Source organism: uncultured Mobiluncus sp., from assembly GCF_963511525.1.
GTDB lineage: Bacteria > Actinomycetota > Actinomycetes > Actinomycetales > Actinomycetaceae > Mobiluncus.
Genome location: NZ_CAUPIY010000012.1, coordinates 1 through 13,590, shown reverse-complemented (window position 1 = coordinate 13,590; position 13,590 = coordinate 1). Strand labels below are relative to the sequence as shown.

Genomic DNA, 13,590 nt, shown 5'->3' with positions numbered 1-13,590 from the left:
CAGAGGGCGTTTTGGCTATGCTAATCTAAACATACCGTCATGCAGAAAGCAGGAAGTTATGTCTGACCCGATGCCACCCGCACCGGTTCCGTCTGAATCCAACCCCACGCCGCCCCCACGTCCAGAGGCGTATCCGGTCGCAAAGAACCCCAATGTGCCGTTGATTGGCATCATAGTTGCGTTGGCACTGTTAGTGGTTGCCGGGATGATTTTGTTGGTGGCGTTGCTCGGGAAGGGATCCGCCGGCGGTGAGGGGGCTGCCGGGACGTCCTCGGCCGCAGGAAATACCGCGACAGTCCAGAAGGGAGCCCCGCAGGATCCACAGGCTCAGAAACTGCAAACGGCCTTTGACCAGTACACCGAAATACTGGATGCCCCTGCCAAGTATCTGACTGCGTTAGATCTGAATAATTCAAGTGGAGCGTATAAATATGCCCTGACTGAGATGAATGGGGACGGTGTTCCTGAACTGTTATTCGGTGCAGACGATGGCTATGGCCTGCTCAATGTGCAAGTTTTCTCCGCGGACGGGTCGGGAAATCCGTTTGTAGCGCCGTCGAAGGTCCTCCTGGATGGGGTTGCCTCGGGTGGAGGCACGCGGGCCTTCATTATGGGGAGTAAAGCTGGGAATGGGATTATCCAAGTTCTTGGCAGCGCCTTGAATCCCCAGTGGTACTGCAATCGTATGGTGTTGCAAGGCTCCGAACTGGTAGAGAGCGAAAATTGTGACTTCACGTTTGGTGAGTCCACTCCAATTTTGAACACAGATAGAGCCGAACTGCAGTGGTTGGATGTCTCGGACCGTTCCGCCTTGCAGAAGCTGGCGGGGCCGGCCGGTGCTGCGGGGGCTAAGCAGCCCTCGGGTGGTAAGGCTGCGGATCAGAAAGCCAAGGCTATTGCAGCGGCCAAAGCCCAAGGCAAGCAGGTGTTTGAAGGTACCATCCGGATTATGAGCCACGCGGAGTTGCTCGGTTTTCAAGGTGCCCCAGAGCCAAATCCCGACTATAGCGGGACTTTTAAGTATGAAAAGTACGCGATTCTGGTCTTTGATAGGACACAAACAGTGACTGGCACGAGCGGGGATGGAACCGGTATGCAAACCGATTCCGCGAAGCTGCTCTGTGTGGGCGCATATTATGCGGGCGTAGATAGCGTTGATACCACCCCAGAGTGGGTCCCTTACAACGGTAAAAGAGTCGTTGTCGCGGGAACTGCAGAAGAAGTGGGGTGGCCTTCGGATACAAGCCTGCCGCTGGGGGAGCCCAGAGGTGGTGGAGACGTGATTTTTTCGGAGTGATTCGGGGCGGTCGGTTCGCAACTTGCCGTGGCAAATGTTATTCTCAATAGTCTTGTGTTGGCGTTTCGCGCCAACCGTTAGGACCTATAGCTCAGTTGGCTAGAGCGCCACGTTTACACCGTGGATGTCGGGGGTTCGAGTCCCTCTGGGTCCACAAATATTTTCGGGCGGGTTTATCCCGTCCGAAAATGTTTAAGGGGGTTGGGGACTCGAACCCGTGAGGGGCAGCGCCGGGGAAAATGCTGTTTTGCTCAATATACGTCAGGGGTACCGCACCAGCGACAAAGCCAGAGGGGGCTGGTAAAATGTCAGTAAAAGGAAGGGGACGTGGCGATGGTAAGCAATGAATATGAGGACTATTCCGATTCGGTTCTCTATGACGTGTTCTATGAAGCCGGGACCATGCTGGGAGGTTGGCTTTCGTCCCGGCAGGTTGCGGCTCTCAAAGAAGGTAACCATGCTTTAGCTGACCGCTACGAGCAAGAACGATTTGAGTTAGATGAGGAACGCTCGCGGGTCGGCGCTCATGACCGCGCCGCCCAAATTGCCATGATTAAAAAATGGCACGCACGCCGTGAGGAACTTGATTCTTCCGAATTGTTAGTAGCTATGTGATGACGCCAGATGAATTGCAAGCGTTATGGGAACTGTTAGTTAAACCCGATGTATTCAGGAAAATTGAATCTGTTGAAAACCCGGTGACGATTTTTCTGGGTGGTCAGCCGGGTGCTGGGAAAACCCAAGGTAAGAATTATGCCCTGGCGCAGTATCCCCCTGACACTGTTGCTGAAATCATCGGTGATGACTTTCGCCGCCACCACCCAGATTACGAGTATCTCATTACCCACGAGCCTTTGAAGATGCCCCACGCCACCGCCCCAGTGTCCGGCGCGTGGGTCGGGATGTGTGTGGAATATGCAGAAGCGAACCGGATTTCGTTTCTCGTTGAGGGCACGTGGCGCAATGCCGCAACTGTTCTCGACACTGCGCGCCGCGCCAAAGAGTTGGGGCGTCAAACTCATGCTGTGGTGCTTGCGGTTCCTCCCTTGGCTTCGTTGGCGGGTATCGCGGAGCGTTTCTATCGGGATATGCTGCGGGGGTTTCCGGCTCGGTGGACACCGCCTACCGCGCACGATGTGACCGTGGATAGCCTGGTGCAAAATGTTGGCGAGATTGTGAACGCCACTTATCTAGGCGACCCGATGATTGACCGTTTCACGGTTAAGAATCGCAGCGGGGAAATTCTCTATGACGGTGCCGCCTGCGCGGATGCGGTGGATATCTTTCAGGAACACTTTGAACGTCCCCTGACCTTGTCGGAGCAAAAGGTTGTTCGGGATACGTTGGCGATTTGTGAACAGGGTCATGTGCGGTTTACTGCTGACGATGCATCCGCTGCTGACGTGATTAATCGGCTGCGACAAGGCATTTAATAGGCATCGTCAACCGTAAATCGTTCTGGATTAGAACGAACGATTGGTAGGTCTAGATAGTCTCGGTATAGCTCATTGCCTGATGGGAAATAATCGTAGTCTTTGGTTTCGCTGCCTAAATCCTCATCAGTATTAATATCTGATAGTTCAAAAATACAGTGAAATGTCCCGTCAGGTTGAACAACGAATAAAGCGTCGGTGTTAACTACATTGGTCTGTTCCACATAGCCGGAAATTGTATAAGCAGATATAACTATCTTGCCTGGATACTCGGGGTAATCGTTATAATCGCACATTATATCAGTGCCGTAATTGTGTAGCTCCTTAACCCACAACGTAACCGCATCACAAACCGTCAAAGGATCATTTTTAATTAATTCCTCTGGGGTATCAACGCCTAGTGCTAAAGACGGTTTAGCAAACTCCATGATATCATCCCAAGTCAACGGGTCTTCTTTTCTAAATTCTAGCCCATAACGAGTGGCTGCGTCGTCCCCACCATCTGCCTTATCTTTATCAGGGGTGTCATAAGGAAATGGGTCGTTGTCTGATGGTAGAATTGACTCGCTAGCATCAGGTGTTTTATCTAGTTCGTTCGAAAGTGACTCCCTTGCCTTGAGGTCTTCGGCTTTGTTGTGCTGGTAAACCGCAACTGCCGCCACCCCGCCGACGAGCACCACAGCCACCGATATACCAATTGCGCCAACGGTATAGGCGAGTTTGTGGTGTTGACTAGCCACCTCGGCGCTGTCTGGGGGCGGTGGTAGCGGAGTTGTCTCAGTGGCTGGAGTGTTATTCTGTGCCGGCACATTCTCAAGCGGATTATCGTTGACCATGAACTGCGTCCTTCCCGAACAGTTTGAGACAATCACCGGCGCCCTTGCCTGATGATTGGGATTTTCCGCATATATTTTATCAACAATGTCCCGCCAGATTGTGGGCAAAACCCTGCCCAGATTGTCCGATTCGCGCTCGAACGCGCCCGACGCGATAGAGTAAACCCCGTGCGAGTGGAAAATTTGCTGCCCAGAGGGCTGGTGTCTTACCAGGAAGCGGACCGGATTCAGCGCGAGACTTGGGCGCGGGTGCGGGACGGGGAACTTGACCACACCCTCATCTTGGGACAGTTCGAACCGACCTATACCGCCGGACGCAACACCCACGACAGTGACCTCATCAACAAAGACTTGCCGGTCATTCGCACCGACAGGGCCGGGTCGCTCACCTGGCACGGGCCGGGTCAGCTGGTGGTCTATCCGGTGGTGAGGCTGCGCGAGCCGGTGGACCTGATTGCCTACATTCGCGCGGTGGAAGGCGCAGTCATCGACGCGGTTCGCGACACTTGGGGCTTGGACGTTGAGATCGTGAAGGGTCGTGCGGGAGTGTGGCTGCGCTACCGTGATGCCGCGGGGTGCACCGCCGCCGAGCGGGGGACGGGACGCGACCGCAAACTGTGCGCCATCGGTTTGAAAGTCGTACAAAACGCAACCCTGCACGGGCTGGCGCTCAACATTCACCCGGATTTCAACCGCGCTTTCACGGGCATCATTCCCTGTGGGCTCAACGATGCCGGGGTCACCTCCCTCTTCGAGGAGGGAATCGAAACGGACTTCGACACCGCCGCAAAAGTCCTGGTGGACCAGCTCACCGCGAAACTCACCCCTCTGCTGGCTCCGTTTTCAAAAATTTAGGGACTGAAGACCCTGACGCGAGCCGTCGAAGTGGTCTAGCATTTAGCTTATGAACACAAAGAAGTCTTCAGCTCGTAAACCCTTTGGCCGTCCCAGCAAAGATACCTATGACGTCATCGTCGTTGGTTCCGGAGCTGCCGGCCTGTCCGCTTCTCTGACCGCCGCGAGGCGTGGTCTGAAAGTATTGATGGTCGAAAAAAGCGACCAGTGGGGAGGTTCGACCTCCAAATCCGCCGGCATGGTGTGGGTACCCGGAAACAATGTTTTCGCCCGACTCGGAGGCTCGGATTCTACTGACCTGGGCCGCCAATACATGAAAGCAACGGTGGGGGACTGCACCAGCGATGAAATGATTGACACCTTCCTGGAGGAAGGCAAGAAGTGCATGGACTTCCTCACCGCTTCGTGCCCCTACCTGGAGTTTAGGCGGATGGAAGGCTACCCCGACTATTGGCTGGACGCCCCGGGCGCGGCCAAGACCGGGCGCGGCGTCGAAGCGGGCGCTTTCGATACCCGCCTGTTGGGACCGTGGGAGAAAACGCACGTCAAAGCGTACTTCCGTCCGATGTCTCCGGTGGATATGAACTCCTATGATTCGGCCGATTTGCTGCTGGCCATGACCGACCTGCGCCCCTGGGTGCGAGGCATGAAACTGTTGTGGCGCAACCTGAAACACTTTGCCAAAGGCGAGCGCCCGCTCACTATGGGCGCGGGCTTGACCGCTGCCATTATGTACTCCGTCCTGCGTGAGGGAGTGGAAGTGAAACTGCAAAACGCCCTGGTCGACTTCCTCACCGAGGGCGGCGAAGCAGGCAAGAAAGGCAAAGGGGAGGAGCGCGTGACCGGCGTCGTGCTGGAACACAACGGCACCCGGTACCAAATCAACGCGACCCACGGCGTCATCCTGGCTTGTGGCGGCTTTGAACGCAACGAAGCGATGCGGCAAAAGTACCAGCGCCACCCCATCACCGGCACCTGGACCGTAGGCGTGGAAGGCAACACGGGCGACGGAATCGAACTGGGCATGAAACATGGCGCGGCCATCGACAACATGGCTGACGCCATCTGGTCGCCGGTCATCAAGCTGCCGCGCACCGAAGGGTTCCAGCCCATCGTGATTGAGGACGAGGAACGCTTCATCATTCCCGACCGTTCCCTGCCGCACACCCTCATGGTCAACGGCAAGGGCAAGCGGTTCATGAACGAAGCCCTGCCCTATTGCGCGGCCGGTCAAGGCCTGTACGGCGGCATCTTTGGGAAAGGCGAGGGCGACGCTGAAAACATGCCGGCATGGCTGATTTTCGATCAGCAGTTCCGTGACAAATACTTCTTTGCCTACGGTCATATGCCCCGCGTGGAACTGCCCGACGTTTATTACGAATCGGGCGCCCTGGTGCGCCGCGACACCCTGGATGAGCTGGCCGAAGCCATCGACGTGCCGCCAACAGCCCTGGCCGAGACGATTGAGAGGTTCAACGGTTTCGCTGACCGCGGCATCGACGAGGACTTCCACCGTGGCGAAAACGAACACGACAAGTTCTATGCCAACCGTTACCATCAGCCGAACCCCTCGCTGGGACGCTTGGAGAAAGGTCCGTTCTATGCCACCCAGGTGTATCCCGGCGACATCGGCACGGCCGGCGGTCTGGTCATCGACACCAAAGCCCGCGTCACTCGTGAGGACGGCAGCGTTATCCCCGGTCTGATGGCGGCCGGCAACACGACCAAGTCGGTCATCGGCCACACCTATACGGCAGGAGGCACCTCCATCGGGGCCGCGCTGGTCTTTGGTTACATCGCCGCCAACACCGCTGCTGACGAGGCTTTCGCCGACAATCCGGTGTTCGTAGCGCGCTAGCCCGACCGGGCCAACAGACTTTCCGGGAACTTCACCACGTGGTGAGGTTCCCGGATTGTTTTGTCGCGTGTGTACTGTCGCGGGAACGGTGGTGAGGCCGGAGGGAAACGTGAGTAAAATGGACAGAGAATGTCCCCAAACCGACTGAGAGAGAGCCGCCATGTCCACGTTGGAGTCCGCGCAGCACCGAAAACCGTTGCGCCTGGAAGTGGCCAACGCGCGCCAACCTCGTGAGGACCATCCGCGCTGGCTGCGGGTGGTGGCAAAAGCCGGGCCGGAATACCAGGAAATGCGTTCCCTCATGCAGGGGGCGGGGCTGCACACGGTTTGCGCCGAAGCGGGGTGCCCCAACATTTTTGAATGTTGGGAAGACCGGGAGGCGACTTTCCTGATTGGTGGGGCCTTGTGTACCCGCCGGTGCGGGTTTTGTGATGTGGCTTCGGGCAAGCCGGAGGGCTACGACCGTGATGAGCCGCGTCGCCTCGCCGAAACGGTCAAACATCTGGGGCTGAAGTACGTGACGGTCACCGGGGTGTCTCGCGACGACCTGGAAAACGGGGCGTCGTGGCTATACGCCGAGTCGGTCCGCCAGATTCGCGCGCTCTGTCCCGAAACCGGAGTGGAACTGCTGGTCGATGATTTTCAAGGCAAATCCGTGGCCCTGGAGGAAGTCTTTGCCAGCGAGCCCCAGGTCTTTGGCCACAACTTGGAAACGGTGGCACGCCTGATGCACACGGTGCGTCCCGCGTTCACCTACGCGCGTTCCTTGGACGTCATCACCCAAGCCAAACAGTTCGGGCTAATCACGAAGTCGAACCTGATGCTGGGACTGGGCGAAGAACCCGAGGAAATCGAAGCGACGATGCGCGATATGCTCGACGCGGGGGTAGATATCTTAACCCTGACCCAATACTTGCGTCCCTCCGAGCGGTACCTGCCGGTGGTGCGCTGGGTCAAGCCCGAAGAATTTGTGCAGCTCAAGGAGCTGGCGTTGGATATGGGGTTCGCCGCGTGCATGTCGGGGCCGCTGGTGCGCTCTTCGTATCGTGCCGGCAAGCTGTGGGCGCAGGCGATGCGGCACTACGAACGTTTCATTCCGCCCCAGTTTGCGCATCTGGAGCAGGATCGCCCCCCGGCTCGTCAAGAAGCCGAAGCGGTCGTGGAACGGGAAAAACAGCGGTAATCGCGTGCCTGAATGTGTGGGCGGGCGATTCGGGGGTTATTGGAACAGCGCCAAAAGCCCTTGCCGGTCAGGTTTGCCGTTCGAGTTTAGCGGGATGCGGCTCACGAGGCGCATGGCTCGGGGGAGTTCCGCTTTCGTCAGGTGCGGGCGGGCGAAGTCTTGGAGTTGTTCCAAGCTGAGTGGTTCCGTGTTTTCGGGTATGTCTGGGGTTTGCACCACCACCGCGGCCACGATTTCACCCCAAGTCGGGTCGGGAACCCCGACGACCCGCGCTTCTGATACCCCCGGATGACGCGAGAGCACCGCGGCGACCCGCTGCGAAAACACCTTTTCCCCGCCGGAGTTGATCGTGTCGGTCAGGCGTCCCACTAGGTGAAGGAAACCGTCAGCATCAAAAAATCCCAAGTCCCCGGTCCGTAACCAGCCCGTATGCGGGTCAATGAGGGCGGCGTTCAGTTCCGGATTACGGAAGTATTCCCGCGTCACGCTGGGACCGCGGCATTCCAACTGGCCAATCACTCCAGGTTCGACCGGTTTTTCAGCTCCGTCAACGATACGCAGCTCGGTATGCGGAAATGCCCGGCCTACCGCCAGTTCGCGCCCCGCCATGACGTCCGTGGTCAGGGCGGCTCCTGAAGCGCTTTGCTCGGTCATGCCCCAAATGTTGATGGGGTTCCACCCCAAGCCAATCATGTCAGCGGCCAGCTGTTCATCCCACGGTGCGCCGCCCACCAGGGCTTTTGTGAATCGAGACGTGTCTACCGGCCGCCCGGATTGTGCCGCCTGCCGGACCTCGCGCACCAGCATCCGGTACATGGTCGGCACCGCGAACATCATCTCGACCCGATACTTCTCGATAGCGGCGAGGACAGCGGCCGAATCGAACTTCTCAAAAATGATGACCGTGCCGCCGTGGGAAAAAATGTCCGTCGTCGTGCCGTTGAACCCGCCGATATGTGACAGGGGAGCCGTTACCGCCTCGACGGTGGCCGGAGAATACTCAAACACTTCGCGGAAATTCGTGCAGCCCCACCACATATTTTTGTACGTCAGCAGCGTGCCTTTCGGGTGAGCGGCGGTGCCGGAAGTATAGATAATCGCGCCGGGTACATCGTCCCCGCATTCGGGTAGTTCGCCCAGCATTTTGGTGGCAGCGAGCGCCAACGTCACGGGCGGGGTCGAGTCGTCGCGCGGCTCTAGGCAATCCTCCAGGTCAGAGTACGTCACGAGGCGGGGGCGGGGGTTCGCGGTGGGGCCGCAGTCCGCAAGTTTTTCGTGCTGGGCAATATCGCAAATGATGATTTTCGGGTCGCAATGCGCCAGGATTTTTGCCAACTCCGGTGCTGGCAGGTTTTGATCCAACGGTACTGTAATCGCCGGAATGGCCGCGGCGGCCACGAAAGTCAGTAGGTGCCACGGGGAGTTTTTCCCAATCACGACCACGCGCTCGCCGGGCGCAACGCCCCAAGACCGAAACTGGAGTGCCAGCTTGGTGGCGCGCGCCAGTGTCTGGGCCACATTCCAAGTTGGCGGGGCAAAACTGGACGCAGCGATGGTTTCAGCGCTGACTCCCTGGGCAATCCAAATCATCGAAGTGCGCCCAGGGTGGCGTAAAGCGGCTGCTTGCAGGAATCTCATCGGGGAATAATCGACCACTGTTCTAGGTTATCAACAGGGGCAAATCGAAGTTCGCTAGGATGAGAGTATGCGAAATACCGGATTGACCGTAGGTGAAATTTGTGAGTGGATGGACGCGCGTTTTGCGCCCGAGCTGCAGGAAGATTGGGATCGGGTCGGGTTGATTTGCGGGGATCGGGGCGACCCGGTGACCCGGATTCTGCTCGCTGTGGACCCGGTCGAGCCGGTCGTGGACGAGGCCCTCGAGTGGGGGGCGCAGCTGGTCATTACGCACCACCCTCTGTTCCTGCGCGGCACTTCTTTTGTGTCTACTGATACTGCCAAAGGTCGGGTGGTACATCGCCTGATTCGCGGCGGGGCAGCCCTGTTTAACGCCCACACCAACGCGGACTCGGCACGTGATGGGGTGGCGGAATCCCTGGCCCAAGCAGCGGGACTCAACCCGCAGACCTGGCGGCCGCTGCAGCCCGCCCCCGCCGACACGTCCTTGGGCATCGGACGAGTCGGCCCGGTCACGCCCACCACGGTGGGGGAGGTCGCCAGCCGTCTGGCGAACCTATTGCCCGATTCACCAGCAGGTTTGCTGGTGGCGGGTGACTTTGACCGTGCCGTCAAGACGGTGGCGGTCAGTGGCGGGTCGGGTCAATCCCTGCTGCCCGCAGCCTTAGATGCCGGCGCGGATGTGTTCGTGACCGCCGATTTGCGTCACCACCCGGCGCTGGATTTCCTGGAGATGGACGGGGCTCCCGCCCTCATTATGCCGTCGCATTGGGCCAGTGAATGGATGTGGCTGCCCCGCTTAGAAACCGCGTTGAACCTGTGGGCCGGTGAAATCGGGAAACCCCTGGAAACGAAAATCAGCACGGTCATTTCCGAGCCCTGGGACGCCTATATCCCCACCGTCACCGAGGACGAAACTGAGCCGGACGATGCCGGCTGCGGTTCGATAAACTAATACCTGAAATCAAGCTACGATTTAGAAAACGACCCCGAGAATCTGCAAGGAAGAAGTCAATGAAAGCTGCGCCCGAAGACCAAGAAAAACTTTTGGACCTGCAGGTCCTAGATCGAAAGATTGCCGGGTTGAAACACTCTCTGGCCAGCATTCCGGCCGCGGCGCGTCTGGAACAAATCAAAGTTGAGCAGGACAAGCTGCGCTCCGCGCTGGCTTTGGCGACTTCCGCTCGCAACGACTTGAACCGGGCTTTGAAACAAGCCGAAGGGGAAGTCAGTAAAGTTCAGGAGCGGGCGAAGACTCAACGTGAACGCTTGGATTCGGGCCAGTTGAGCCCCAAAGAGATGGAACGCATCCAAGCTGAACTCGCTCAGCTGGCGACGCGTCAGGGCGAACTGGAAGACAGTGCCCTGGACGCGTTGGACGCGCTGGAACGCGCTAGTGAAAAAGTGAAGCAGGTGGAAAACCGCCGCGCGGAACTGGCTGTTGAGTTCGACGAAGCACAAGCCGAAGCGGGCAGCGCTGCCGGCGAACTGCAGCAGGAACTGACCGGCCAGCAAACCCAGCGAGACGAACTGGCCGCCACCCTACCCGCCGATTTGCTGCAGGAATACGAAACTTGCAAACGGGCGACCGGGGGAATCGGGGTAGTGGCGGTCAGCGGGAACCAGTCAGTCGGGATGGATTTGGAATTTTCGATGGCTGAAATCTCGCGTTTAAACATCGCGGCTCCCGATGATGTCATCGTCAGCGAGGACCACGAAGTCATTTTGGTGCGTAAGTAGTACAATAATCGGGCGGAAAAGCCGGGCAGGTAGCCGCGGGCGAGTCATTCGATGAGCCCGAGGAAAGTCCGGACTCCACAGGGCAGGGTGATGGCTAACGGCCACCCGGGGTGACCCGCGGGACAGTGCCACAGAAAGCGAAACCGCCCCACCGGGCTTATGCACGGTGAGGTAAGGGTGAAAAGGCGAGGTAAGAGCTCACCGCGCGGCTGGCGACAGTCGTGGCAGGGTAAACCCCACCCGGAGCAAGGCCAAGCAGCAGGCTGAGCGGCCCGTTCAAAGCCTGCGGGTAGGCTGCTAGAGAGGTCGGGTAACCGGCCTTCCAGAGAAATGGCTACCGGCGCGCGGCGGCAACAAAGCGCGTTACAGAATCCGGCTTACGCCCGGCTTTTCCGCTCCTTGATTCAGGAGCACTCGACCGGGTGCGACGTGACGCACGGAGTACGGGAAACGGTAATCAGAGACGGTTATGTAAATCTGGTGACCAGTAGGCGTAGCTTTGGGTTATCGAAAACAATTTGTTTTTCCGATGTTCTGCGATTGGTATAACATAATCAGTTTTGCTCCAAGACACCAAAAAACAATCGCTTGTATTCATACATTTCTCGCTGTTGGTCGAAGCAAAACCGGCATAGGAATCTGGCACGATATAATAATTGTTAGAGTTTAGGTCATATAAAAATGTATCAACTGAAGAGTAATTAGAGTCTGCGCAGGTAAAATAGAAGTAACTGGTGCCTACTTCGTTTATATTTGGAATGTTCTTGCAAGGCGTGTCTCTAAAAGTGATTTTGTGATGATTTTGTAGGTTCTCTATAATTAAATCATTTTGTGAAGTTGTCTCAGTGGACCGATATATAAAGTAATCATGAGCAAAACCGTAGAGGTTGCTAATGTTGCTATGTAAAATAATAGAATTGATTTTTGATTTTCCGTGAAAAAGGTCGATTTTAGGTGAGGTTCGGGAATTTTTTGCCGTATCTTGCTGGTAGTATATGGCTAAATCACATTGTTTACTAAGCTTAAAGGACGTAACATTTTTCGCAACAATTTGAGGACTGGACTTGCTGTTGACTGGAGTTGTATAGATGTACGCAGAGTTCTTTGGACGGTTATCTGCTTGCAGCATATCAAAGGTAGCCCAATAGGCCTTTCCATCGCACAGTCCAATGTGCCAGGGCTCCGCAGCCATCTTGATTGGTTTATCAGTGTAGTCTTTGCTTGACACAACGGTTCGGGTGGTTTGACCATCAAAAAAGGCGAGTTGCCAGTTGCTTTCAGCAGTTTCATCATAAGCTCCTGAAATAATGAATAGAAGCTGGTTACCAAGCCTGGAAATGTATGAAATCTGTTGACCTTTTGGTGGAACGTTTGGTGGGAATGGTATTTGGGATAATTGCTTTAATCCTCCCTCTGTAGCTTGGCACCACCAAAATTCGCCGTTGGGTTCGTTATTGGTAAATGGCGAAGTTTCTTGGGCTTTACGGTAACAGGGGAATATACCATTACTATCCATAAGTTCGTATGCATCTTGTATTGCTTCGGAATCGGGTGTGTAATTAATACGCTGGTCAAAAAAATAAGTGCCTTCACTAAGGATATTTGTCGCCTTATCCTTAGAAAGAATTTTATTTTCTGCTTGGTCTGTACCGGTTTTAGGTGCCGTGGTTACAGCACTCGTAGATGCACAACCCGTCAGTGACAACAGCAAAAAGCTCGCTAAAAAAAGTACTGCAGTTCGTTGGGTAAGCATGGTTTATAATTTTTAAAAAACGATACCGTTGCTTTGCAAAAATTGATACATAAAATTACTGTCTGCAAAAAAGGTTGTGTTAACGCCATTAGAGCCATGGCTATTGAGATATGCTGCTCCCGGATCGTACCAGAATCCTGAACTTCCATTATTGCGGTAGCCATAGCCTACTATCCAATGACCACGAGGATTGTTCGTAGGTTGTGCGTGGTTGTTATAAGTTATGCCACCTTTGAATTCTACTGTGTCGGCTGCGATAGGATGCTTATAGTGTCCAACAGTTGTTTGAAATGCGGTAGTTATCGAAATAGCGCTAGGACTATTATGCTGCGAATAAAAGCTCTTTCCCAAAGCGAGACTTAATCCACGTACGAATTGCCCCCTGCTCCAGTCCGTCATTTGGTATTTATCGGTTTGCATATAATTAGCCATGGTCCCAATCGAGATGGGTTTACCCCATTGGCGTGCTATCATTGTTCCACTTGCGGGGCCGCAATATTTTCCATTTTGCCCCTGACTTACATAAGGCGTATTTGATAGGGTCTCAGAATTAGGGAAATCAGGATTAGCTCTTAGAGGATGACTATGAAATACTAAGCTTTCTTTCAAGGCTTCTTGCTGAGCCTCTTCTAAGCTCATTGTCCCACCTGCTACTGCGAGATTTAACTTATTTAGGAATGAATGCGACTCCTGCTCTGTCATTACAGAATCCAGGCTGTAATCCTCAGTTACAGGTAGTTGATCTATCATTCCAATACTTTGACTACTGTCATTAGTATTGATTTTATCTGAGTCATTGGTTGCACCTGAAGCTATACTCGTTCCTGTGCAAAGCAAGGCCATTAGAGTCAAAGTTGACATAGAAAAGATCATTGATTTCATGATTCCTCCTCGATACCATGATGGCTCTTTTTATCACAGATTGGTCTCCTTGTCAACCCTCCGGCGTACCTTATGTATTTTGAGCGCGTAGGTGATGTGGTGCCTCATATAGTTT

Annotated in this window: 12 protein-coding genes, 1 tRNA gene and 1 other RNA gene; 10 read left to right on the top strand and 4 right to left on the bottom strand. The window is 55.4% G+C overall.

Features of this window, described 5'->3' with window-relative positions:
* Window positions 1-58: 58 nt before the first annotated feature.
* The 4 genes from RQ935_RS08420 (at window position 59) to RQ935_RS08405 (ending at window position 2,730) form a co-directional block, all read left to right on the top strand.
* On the top strand, window positions 59-1,297 hold the full coding sequence (locus tag RQ935_RS08420; RefSeq protein ID WP_311497981.1) for a hypothetical protein: 1,239 nt from the start codon (window positions 59-61) through the stop codon (window positions 1,295-1,297).
* 80 nt (window positions 1,298-1,377) lie between these two features.
* Window positions 1,378-1,451: transfer RNA gene (locus RQ935_RS08415), tRNA-Val, on the top strand.
* Between the two features lie 179 nt (window positions 1,452-1,630).
* Window positions 1,631-1,912, top strand: a complete 282-nt coding sequence (locus tag RQ935_RS08410; RefSeq protein WP_311498025.1) for a hypothetical protein — start codon at window positions 1,631-1,633, stop codon at window positions 1,910-1,912.
* Window positions 1,912-2,730, top strand: coding sequence for a zeta toxin family protein (locus RQ935_RS08405; RefSeq protein ID WP_311497980.1), 819 nt, complete (start codon window positions 1,912-1,914; stop codon window positions 2,728-2,730). Before RQ935_RS08410 ends, RQ935_RS08405 begins: the two co-directional genes overlap by 1 nt.
* Here the strand turns inward: RQ935_RS08405 and RQ935_RS08400 are convergent.
* On the bottom strand, window positions 2,727-3,566 hold the full coding sequence (locus RQ935_RS08400; protein ID WP_311497979.1) for a hypothetical protein: 840 nt from the start codon (window positions 3,564-3,566) through the stop codon (window positions 2,727-2,729). The genes RQ935_RS08405 and RQ935_RS08400 overlap by 4 nt on opposite strands.
* A 168-nt stretch (window positions 3,567-3,734) precedes the next feature.
* On the opposite strand from RQ935_RS08400, the gene lipB reads away from it, so the two are divergent.
* The 3 genes from lipB (at window position 3,735) to lipA (ending at window position 7,462) form a co-directional block, all read left to right on the top strand.
* Window positions 3,735-4,421, top strand: a complete 687-nt coding sequence (gene lipB, locus RQ935_RS08395) for a lipoyl(octanoyl) transferase LipB (RefSeq protein WP_311497978.1) — start codon at window positions 3,735-3,737, stop codon at window positions 4,419-4,421.
* 49 nt (window positions 4,422-4,470) lie between these two features.
* Window positions 4,471-6,279 carry an FAD-dependent oxidoreductase gene (locus RQ935_RS08390; RefSeq protein ID WP_311497977.1) on the top strand — a complete coding sequence of 603 codons (1,809 nt, stop codon included), beginning with the start codon at window positions 4,471-4,473 and terminating at the stop codon, window positions 6,277-6,279.
* A 160-nt stretch (window positions 6,280-6,439) separates the two neighbouring features.
* Window positions 6,440-7,462 (top strand): lipoyl synthase, encoded by a 1,023-nt coding sequence (gene lipA / locus RQ935_RS08385; RefSeq protein WP_311497976.1) that lies wholly within the window; start codon window positions 6,440-6,442, stop codon window positions 7,460-7,462.
* A 36-nt stretch (window positions 7,463-7,498) separates the two neighbouring features.
* On the opposite strand, the gene RQ935_RS08380 is transcribed toward lipA, so the two are convergent.
* Window positions 7,499-9,118, bottom strand: coding sequence for a class I adenylate-forming enzyme family protein (locus RQ935_RS08380; RefSeq protein ID WP_311497975.1), 1,620 nt, complete (start codon window positions 9,116-9,118; stop codon window positions 7,499-7,501).
* Window positions 9,119-9,167: 49 nt separating this feature from the next.
* Here RQ935_RS08380 and RQ935_RS08375 point away from each other — a divergent pair, with 49 nt between their 5' ends.
* The 3 genes from RQ935_RS08375 to rnpB all read left to right on the top strand — a co-directional run bounded on the left by RQ935_RS08375 (window position 9,168) and on the right by rnpB (window position 11,235).
* Window positions 9,168-10,055, top strand: coding sequence for a Nif3-like dinuclear metal center hexameric protein (locus tag RQ935_RS08375; RefSeq protein WP_311497974.1), 888 nt, complete (start codon window positions 9,168-9,170; stop codon window positions 10,053-10,055).
* 59 nt (window positions 10,056-10,114) lie between these two features.
* Entirely contained in the window at window positions 10,115-10,840 is a 726-nt protein-coding gene (locus tag RQ935_RS08370) for a hypothetical protein (protein ID WP_311497973.1), read from the top strand.
* Window positions 10,841-10,857: 17 nt separating this feature from the next.
* Window positions 10,858-11,235: RNase P RNA component class A (gene rnpB / locus RQ935_RS08365), an RNA gene on the top strand.
* 62 nt (window positions 11,236-11,297) lie between these two features.
* Here the strand turns inward: rnpB and RQ935_RS08360 are convergent.
* Window positions 11,298-12,593, bottom strand: coding sequence for a hypothetical protein (locus RQ935_RS08360; protein ID WP_311497972.1), 1,296 nt, complete (start codon window positions 12,591-12,593; stop codon window positions 11,298-11,300).
* 12 nt (window positions 12,594-12,605) lie between these two features.
* Complete coding sequence (locus RQ935_RS08355) at window positions 12,606-13,475, bottom strand: C39 family peptidase (protein WP_311497971.1); 870 nt, start codon at window positions 13,473-13,475, stop codon at window positions 12,606-12,608.
* Between the last annotated feature and the right edge of the window lie 115 nt (window positions 13,476-13,590).